This is a genomic window from Streptomyces sp. LBL (genome assembly GCF_029893585.1).
In the GTDB taxonomy this organism is placed as follows: Bacteria; Actinomycetota; Actinomycetes; order Streptomycetales; family Streptomycetaceae; genus Streptomyces.
In genome coordinates this window covers 1-8144 of record NZ_JARXYX010000070.1, presented here as the reverse complement: position 1 = coordinate 8144, position 8144 = coordinate 1, and the positions used below count along the sequence as shown (strand labels likewise).

Genomic DNA, 8144 nt, shown 5'->3' with positions numbered 1-8144 from the left:
CACCAAAGTCACCTGCCAGCGACCAGTACGAGCACCCCGATGCCCACGCACACCAGCCCTGTGACCAGCAACTTCAGCCTGCACACCTCTCAATGGGGACCGGCATCGTGCACCTCTGGCGGCTCACGCCGGATGGGCGCACCTCGTCCGGTGCGACGGCCGCGACACCCGATACGGCGGCGCTGCAAGGGATTCCGGCCGAACTCAGCACACCTGACGCACCGTCATCGAAAGTGGTGATCCGCGTGTCGAAGCAACGCGCTACCCCGCTCGCCTCTGCTCAGGCAGCAAGGGCCGGGGACCGCACCCCGCAGACGCCCTCAGGACCGGAGTGAGGCCAACGTGCCGTACCCCTCCGGCGCACCAGGTCGCGATCTCCCACCCCGCCGCAGCGCAGCACCAAGGTCCCTGGGCTGACTGCCACGACGCCGCCGCACGGCGAACGGGCGCGGCTTCGGGATAGATGCCGGACGGGCGTTGTTCCTCAAGGCAGTGACGGTGCCGGTTCGCCGTTGTCGCCGCGCGGGGGCGGTTGCAACGGCGGACCGGCCTGCCGGAGCGCACGGCAACGAAACGAAGTCGCTGCTCGCCGGGCCGGGACCGGAAGGGCGGCGACTTGGGGCTGCTCTCCGGTGTGGTCGGCGCCGAGACTTCACTTCGCCGCCCCGACTCGCCGCCCATCACACCGCGTGGCACGGGCGGCGACGCACATCCCGGTGCAGGGGATCTGCAAGACGGTGCCTGTCGGCATCAAGCGCCGGTCCGGTGCGGCCCTGGAACCATCGAATGCCGCGCGGTCCGCGGCTCAAAGGAGCGGAACAGTGCCGAATCGGACAGACCGACCGGACACGGGGGCTGATGGGGCGCCCTGCTCCGGGCCTGGCACTGCATGCAGCCTCGTTCGTCCGGATCAGATCACAACGCGGAGCACCCCACACCGAAGGCCGAGTGCGGGGTGCTGCCGTGGAGAACTTCACCGCGGTGGTCGCTCGTGCTGCGTGGCGTACGAGCGACCACCGCAGAGCACTTTCCGAGCGTGGAGGGCGGCTGTGTCAGCGCAGCTCGAAGACCAGGATGACGGCGTACAGCAGGGTCGCCGGAACAAGAATCAGGACGCCCGTGACGAGCAGGTTGCGCAGGTTCGACGACCGGGCCAGGCCCATCGCTCCCACCATGTTGCCGTTGGGGAACGGACCGTATGTGTCCAGCTTCGAGGCGAACAGCAGCACGATCACCCAGGCATTGGCGCTCACGCCGATGCTGGTTGCGAGGTCACCGAAGACCTGGTCGAGAAGGACCACGTGTGCGGCTGCCGCTCCAGGAGCGCCGAGCATGCCCAGCAGGGCAACCACTGCCACGAATGCCAGGGGGGACATCGAGCCGAGGTCGTCGTTGAACATCGTGCGCAGCACGTCGAACGGCTTCAAGTGTTCGATGGCCATGAAGAAGACGGCCATCAGCCAGAACAGGAAGAACATCCTGAGCTGCGTAGAGGCTCCCCGAATCACGTGCTGCACTGTCGCAAGGACCGGCAGGCCGCCGGCGACACCGGTGACGACAGCGATCACCGGCAGGGCGAGCAACGGAAACGATGTACCGGCGCCGGCAGCGATGGCGTAACCGACGCAGACAGCCAGGGTGACAGCGAAGGCGACGGTCGCGCGGGTGCGCCGAATACCGGGGATCGGCTCGTCGGTCTCGGCGACCTCCGAGCCGTCATATTCATCACCGGTGTTCTCGGTACGCCGTTGCACCCACGGGATGACGATCATGCCGCCGATGACAGAGAGCACGGCCAGCGGGACGGCACCGTAGAGCAGGTACTGCGGGTAGCTGACGCCCGCTGAGGTCATGATCGCCACGTTGGTTCCCGCGAAGGGGGCAACGGCCAGGCCCGCGGAGCCGCCCAGAAACATCATTGCTGCTGTTGCGGAACGCGTGAAGCCGAGACGGGCGGCCACCGGGAGCAGCAGCGGGGCCGCCACGGCCAGCGCTCCCGCCAGAGTGCCCAGCGCGGCGACCAGGACAAGGCAGACCAGCATGATGCCGAGGATGGTGCGTTTGGGACTCTTGTCGCCGGTCACCCGCAGCATGGACTTGACGATGGTGTTGGCGGCACCGGTGATGTGGAGAATCTCACCCGCGCCGGCGCCGAGCATGATGATCAAGCCGATCATCGTCACGGTTTCTCCGAGCGAAGCGCCGAACATGTCCCCGATGGCGCTGGGAGCCGGCAGGAGCATGAGCAGCACGCTCATCACAGACACGGCTGTCGCGATGAGGATGTCCATCCCCAGCAGGGTGAGCAGTGAGAAGAAGACGACTGGCAGCAGGCCCCACAGCGTCGGTGGCGACGTCGCGATCCCTGCGATCAGGGAGGCAACCAGGCCGACAGCGGTTGTCGCAGGGACAAGGCGGCGCCCTTTGGGCTCTGACCGGTCTTTCGGGCTGAGCGGTATCTCGGACTCCTTGGTGGGGGACGTCGCTACAGCGGTCGTAGGACCGGTTCGCGGACAGTCGTGCAAGTCGCTCATGGCGTGCCTCCGTGATGAGTGGCTTTCGAGCGGCGGCACGGACGGTCCCTGCCGGGACATCGGTGCCAGGTGTGCGGCCCGCAAGGGGCGCGTCGGTCGGTTGCTGAGGGGCAGTGCTGCGTGGGCGAGGCCTGCGGGAGACCGGCAGTACGTGCGCGAGCTGCCTACTTCTCAGAGATCGGCCACTTGGGAAGCCTCGCCTTTTGATACGTCAGATCGCTCCACCGGGGAGTCGCCGAACCAGGCGCACCGACATACAAGGCGTGGGGCGAGAGCTGCGAGAACGACTTGTAGAAGTGATGGGCGGACTTGACGACCACTACGGCCTTGTCATCGAGGGTGCACCCCAGTCCGGTGAACAGATCGATGTTCAGGGCCTGTGCCCGCTCGGATGTGAGCACGCACTCGATACCGTTGGCTTCCACCAGGGCGGCGTCCCCGACCGACAGAGGCTCTCCTGTTTGATTGGTCTCCGTGTGCTTGCGGCGCAGCGCCTTCACCCGGAAGACCTCGTCTACGGGGTTTCCTGACATGGGGCTGGTCTTGCCGCCGACGCGCAGCGGCAATCGCGCGCCCACGCCGGCTGCGAAGGCGGTCTGCACCGCCATCGGGTCCCACAGTGGTCCGAGGGCCACATTGGTGATTTCTCGTTCGATCAGCCGCTGCAGGATGAAGGTGGAGTCTCCGGCTGCGCCGCTTCCAGGGTTGTCGGAGCGGTCAGCGAGGATGGCGGGTCTGGGGCGCTGACTCAGCGCGGCGTCGAGAGCTTCATCGACCATCAGGTACCGGACGAGGAACTCTTCCCGCAGGGAGATCAGTTCGTCTGCCAGTTGCTGTGCCGTCTTATGAGCCGTCGGCAGGTCTGCGTCCGTGTAGACGAGGACCTTCGTTCCCATGTCCGGCACGTCTCCTGTGGCGAAGCCCTGGATGGTGGACACGGAGAGCACGCCGCCCTGTCCTTCCAGGGCCTTCATCCGGGCGACGTACGAGAGGCCCGGCTCGCGGGAGGTGTGCAGGGGGATGACCATGTCGGTGTCGATGACGGCGGGAACCGGCCGGATCTCCCCGGCGAACGTTTTTGCACACAGGTCGACGAGCTCCACGGCCCGGTCCTCGATGTCCGAGTGCGGATACTCCTTGTAAGCGATCAGGACGTCGGCGTTGGCCACCATGGCGTCACTCAGGTGTGCGTGCGGATCGAGTTCGCATCCGATCACTGCATCCGGACCGGCCACCTCTCGTACCCGCGTGATGATGTCGCCCTCGCAGTCGTCGTAGCCGTCGGCGACCATGGCGCCGTGGAGGCCGAGGAGAACCACGTCGACGGGCAGACTGCGCCCCAGGTCCGCCAGGAGCTCGTCGCGCAGGCCCTCGTAGGCCTCGCGGGAGACCAGGCCTGCGGGGTGGGTGTTGGCGAAGACCCCATCGAGGATCGTCCACCCTTCCTGGCGGGCTCGTCGTTTGGCCACCGTCATGGGGGCGGAGTACCGGGTCATGTGCTCCGGATGCGTTCCTGCGGGAAAGTAGCCGTGCTCGTGGAAGGCGTCCATCCCGGTGGGCAGGGGCGAGAAGGTGTTCGTCTCGGTGCCGATCCCGGCGGTAAAGACACGCATGGTCATCCTTTGCTCGGTCTGTGCTTGCAGTAGCGGCCAGTTCACGGAGGTACATCGGGCAGGAGCGCGCGATCCTGGACAGTCGAGTTCGGGCGTATCCAGCTGTGCTGGCGGCTCCTGGCTCGGTGCGTGGCGCACCGGCGGAAGCGGCGGCCGGTGTGCCACGGCGCTGTGCATGTCGGCCCGGCCCCGGCGCGAGGCGAGGGACCGGCCCGTGGGGCCACGCGTGGCGTGTGGTGCTCGAGGTGACTTCAGCGGTCCTCGGCGCTGTTGAGGGCCAGGAGGGCGTCGCGGTGTTCCGCGCCTGCCTCTGCGACGACTTCCGCCGTGGACTGGGCGGTGCGGATGGGGACGAAGACCGTGCCGTCGCCGGCACTGCTGAATCCGTGTACGGCCGGGCGGGGCAGGCTGTTGTAGGAGAAGTGGGACGAGAAGTAGTAGGCGCCGGTGTCGCGCAGGACCACCAGGTCGCCTTCCGTCAGCTCCGGCAGCTCGCGGCCGTGGGCCACGACGTCGCCGGCGAAACAGCATGGCCCGGCCACGTCCTGGACCAGTTCGCGGCCGCGGCGGCGTCGGCCGCCGGCATCGTAGGCCTCTACTCGCAGCGGCCACGCCTGAGGCATGAACACGGTGCGCGTCGCGGTCTGCGCGCCGGCATGGGTGATGGCGATGCGCCGCCCGCCGGCGTCCTTGGTGTATTCGACCAGCGCGGCGATGAAGCCGTTCTTTGCCAGCAGGGACCGACCGAACTCGGTGACGAGCGAGTAGCGGCCGCTGAAGAGTTCGGGCACGCGCGCCCGCAACACCGCTACGTACTCCGTGTAGCTGGGGCGGACCGAGTCGTCGTCGAAGTTGACCGGCAGGCCTCCGCCGATGTCCAGGCTGGTTACCTGGCGCCGCCCGACGGCGGCGTTGATCTCTTCGGCGAGTTCATACGCCGCGCGCACGCCCTCGGCGATGAGTTCCAGCGGGCAGCCCTGCGAGCCGACGTGCACGTGCAGGCGCGTGAGCCAGGGTCGGGCGGCAAATGCCGACACCACTTCGTCGCGCATGCCGGGATCGGCGAGCGGGACACCGAATTTCGAACTGGCGGAGGCCGTACTCATCGCACTGATCGACCCTGCTCCCACCTGGGGGTTGACGCGGATTCCCAGGACGGAAGCCGTCTGTGGCGTGACCAGTTCGTCGATCCGCTTGAGCTCGTCGAGATTGTCCGCGTTCACCGCCACTCCGAGTTCGAGCGCCTCGGCCAGTTCTGCGCGCGTCTTCGCCGGCGAGTCCAGAACGATGCGTTCGGCAGGAAACCCCGCGGCAAGAGCCTGTGCCAGTTCGCCCGGGCTGGCCACCTCGCAGCCGAGCCCTCTGGCTGCCAGCAACCGCAGCACCGGGACGAGCGGGCATGCCTTCGCGGCAAAGGCGTGCAGAACCGCGACCCCTTCGAACGCGCTCTGCAGTTCGCCGACCGTCGTGTGCACCCCGTCGATGTCGATGAACCCGGCCACCGGATGCGCGGCCCCGGTGAGTCCCGCCTCGACCGCGGCCCGAACGACCCGATCGAATCGGCCTTCGCTGGATGGCTGACTGTACCGGTCCATGGATGCACCTTCCTGTTCGCGTCCCCCAGACTCACCCCACTGCGGCGCACCGGATCCTGGGCGCTGAAATTCGTCATATGTTCGCTGAATCAAGCCGAAATATTGCATACTCCGCTACATGACCCCCAGTGACCTGCCTGATCTCGTCGTCGATGAGGTCGATCTCGCGCTCATCAACGCGCTGCAGGTGGCCCCACGGGCGACGTGGGCCGTCCTGGGCCGGACGCTCAGGCTCGATTCGGCCACCGTCGCGCGGCGGTGGCAGCGCCTCAGCGCGGCCGGTCTGGCCTGGGTGACCTGCACCGTGGGCCCGTCCAGGCACAGCGATACGTGCATGGCGTACGTCCGCGTCGTCACGGCACAAGGTCACTTCGATGACGTGGCGACACGTCTCGTGGAGAATCCGGCCGTGCGCTACGTGCACCACACGACGGGAGCGAGTTCCCTGCTCGTGGTGGTCGCCCGGAGAAGCCCCGCGGCCGTGGCCCACTTCCTGCGCGACGTCCTGGACGTCATGCCCGGCGTGCTGTCGTACCAGTCCGAGATCCGCACGGTCGGTTACAGCGAACCGAGTCGTTGGCGCCTGCGGAGTCTTGCCCCAGCACAGCAGCAGACCCTCCAGGCGCCGGCCGTCGAAGCCCACGGAATCAGCGTGGACGAGGTCGACCGATCCCTCTACGAGTTGCTCCACACAGACGGGCGCATGGGCTTTACGGAGATGGCCGAACAGGCAGGCGTCAGCGAGGCCACCGTCCGTCGGCGGGTGAACCGGCTTCTTGCCAGCGGCTCCCTGCGGCTCAGATGCGAGGTGGCGCAATCGGTGTCCGGATGGCCGACGACCGCCATCCTGTGGGCGCGCGTACCGCCCTCTTCTCTCGACCAGGTCGCGCGTGCGCTCGTCCCGCGCCCCGAAGTCCGCCTGAGCTGCTCCCTGTCGGGTCCCGACAACCTGCTGACGATGGTGTGGCTACGAACCCCGGCCGAGCTCCCGGAGTTCGAACGCGTCCTGTCCGAGCGCCATCCGGAGTACACCGTGACCGACCGAGCCGTCTGCCTGCACACCATGAAGCAGATGGGGCGCCAACTCGACGCGGACGGGCGCTGCATCCGCGCGCTCGCGATGAACCCGCATGCTTTCCCCGTCACCTGACCCCGCCGCCCTGGAGCATTGGGTGGGCCGCGCCACACCCGCGGACGTCTTGGCCGTGTACCACGACCGGCTGCGAAGGGGAGTAGCCCCGCAATACCGGTCGTCGACACACTGGAGCCCACGGGTTCCCGGTGACCGGGCCCGTGATCGTTGAGACTGCGGGTGGGCGAGACCTTCGGCCCTTTGTCGACGACATTAAGTGCGTATCGGCGGGGTCGAAGACGTTCCGCCGCTCCTCGCGTCGCTCGTCCTTCGAGGCCCCGCCGGTGCGGGAAGGCTGGACGAGTCCCGTGATCCATTTCGTATTGCTCATCGCCTGCGCTGTGGCGATCTACTTCTCCTGCGAGTGGTTCGTCAACGCCGTGGAGTGGCTGGGCGAGCGCCTCAACGTCGGGAAGATGGCGGTCGGAACGATCCTGGCCGCCTTCGGTACCGCCCTGCCCGAGTCCGTGGTGACGCTGGTCGCAGTGACCACCGGCGCAACCGAGGAGGATCCCTGGCGACCGTCGCCTATGGCGTGACCGGCACCATGCTCCTGCTCAAGCGCCGCAAGGAACGTGCCGCCCTCCTCGCCACGGTGGGCGGTGGCGGAAGCGACGTCGCTCCGCCTGACAGCGATGCCCTCGGCGACGCGAAGGACCTGAAGCGCCTGGCCAAGGACCAGCAGTGGTTCCTGCCGATCTTCATCGTCAAGGTCGCGCTCGGCCTGGTCGCCTTCGCCTTCAAGCCGACGCTCGGCCTGTTGTTCTTCGCCGCCTACGCCGTGTACTTCTGGCGTGAGATCCGCAGCAGCAAGGCGGCCGAGGACGACGAGGAGCTGGAGCCGCTGAAGTTCCAGCCCGGCAAGGCTGCTCCGGCCACGTGGGCCGTAGTGGCCCAGACCCTGGCCACCCTCGCAGTGATCTTCTTCGCCGCCCACTTTTTCGTTCCCCAGCGGCATCGGCCTGCTGCTCACCACCTGGCATTTCAACGGCGCTCTGCTGTGGTCCGGCATCATCACCATGGCCGCGATCACCTACCTGCTGCTGACCATGCGCAGCCGTCGGCTCACCCCGGCCCGCCTGGCCGTGGCCGCAGGGTTCTCCGCCGTCTTTGCTCTCGGCCTGATTCCCATCCTGGCCTGACACCGCGAGGCGCTTCGGTGCCACGCCATCGCCCATTGAGAGGTGTGCAGGCTGAAGTTGCTGGTCACAGGGCTGGTGTGCGTGGGCATCGGGGTGCTCGTGCTGGTCGCTGGCAGGTGACTTTGGTA

6 protein-coding genes and 1 pseudogene are annotated in these 8144 nt (G+C 67.5%); 4 read left to right on the top strand and 3 right to left on the bottom strand.

What is annotated here, in order from left to right; translation table 11 throughout:
- On the top strand, window positions 1-335 hold a 335-nt coding region (locus tag M2271_RS42120), incomplete at its 5' end, for a hypothetical protein (RefSeq protein WP_280892765.1).
- Window positions 336-1052: 717 nt separating this feature from the next.
- Here M2271_RS42120 and M2271_RS42115 read toward each other — a convergent pair.
- The 3 genes from M2271_RS42115 to M2271_RS42105 form a co-directional block, all read right to left on the bottom strand.
- Entirely contained in the window at window positions 1053-2534 is a 1482-nt protein-coding gene (locus tag M2271_RS42115) for a Na+/H+ antiporter NhaC family protein (RefSeq protein ID WP_280892767.1), read from the bottom strand.
- Window positions 2535-2698: 164 nt separating this feature from the next.
- Entirely contained in the window at window positions 2699-4147 is a 1449-nt protein-coding gene (locus M2271_RS42110; RefSeq protein WP_280892764.1) for a M81 family metallopeptidase, read from the bottom strand.
- A 251-nt stretch (window positions 4148-4398) separates the two neighbouring features.
- Window positions 4399-5742 carry a diaminopimelate decarboxylase gene (locus M2271_RS42105; protein ID WP_280892766.1) on the bottom strand — a complete coding sequence of 448 codons (1344 nt, stop codon included), beginning with the start codon at window positions 5740-5742 and terminating at the stop codon, window positions 4399-4401.
- Between the two features lie 118 nt (window positions 5743-5860).
- Between M2271_RS42105 and M2271_RS42100 the strand changes: the two genes are divergently transcribed.
- From M2271_RS42100 to M2271_RS42090, 3 genes and pseudogenes are all read left to right on the top strand, one after another.
- Window positions 5861-6892, top strand: a complete 1032-nt coding sequence (locus M2271_RS42100; RefSeq protein WP_280892763.1) for an AsnC family transcriptional regulator — start codon at window positions 5861-5863, stop codon at window positions 6890-6892.
- A 290-nt stretch (window positions 6893-7182) separates the two neighbouring features.
- Window positions 7183-7413 (top strand): hypothetical protein, encoded by a 231-nt coding sequence (locus M2271_RS42095; RefSeq protein ID WP_280892762.1) that lies wholly within the window; start codon window positions 7183-7185, stop codon window positions 7411-7413.
- Window positions 7410-8144, top strand: a pseudogene (locus tag M2271_RS42090) (hypothetical protein); the annotation flags it as partial. The gene M2271_RS42095 and the pseudogene M2271_RS42090, both read left to right, overlap by 4 nt.

What these genes read in the sequence shown, in the direction of transcription:
- M2271_RS42115 (WP_280892767.1), bottom strand. Translation starts at nt 2,534, where the DNA reads ATGAGCGACTTGCACGACTGTCCGCGAACCGGTCCTACGACCGCTGTA.
- M2271_RS42110 (WP_280892764.1), bottom strand. Translation starts at nt 4,147, where the DNA reads ATGCGTGTCTTTACCGCCGGGATCGGCACCGAGACGAACACCTTCTCG.
- M2271_RS42105 (WP_280892766.1), bottom strand. Translation starts at nt 5,742, where the DNA reads ATGGACCGGTACAGTCAGCCATCCAGCGAAGGCCGATTCGATCGGGTC.
- M2271_RS42100 (WP_280892763.1), top strand. Translation starts at nt 5,861, where the DNA reads ATGACCCCCAGTGACCTGCCTGATCTCGTCGTCGATGAGGTCGATCTC.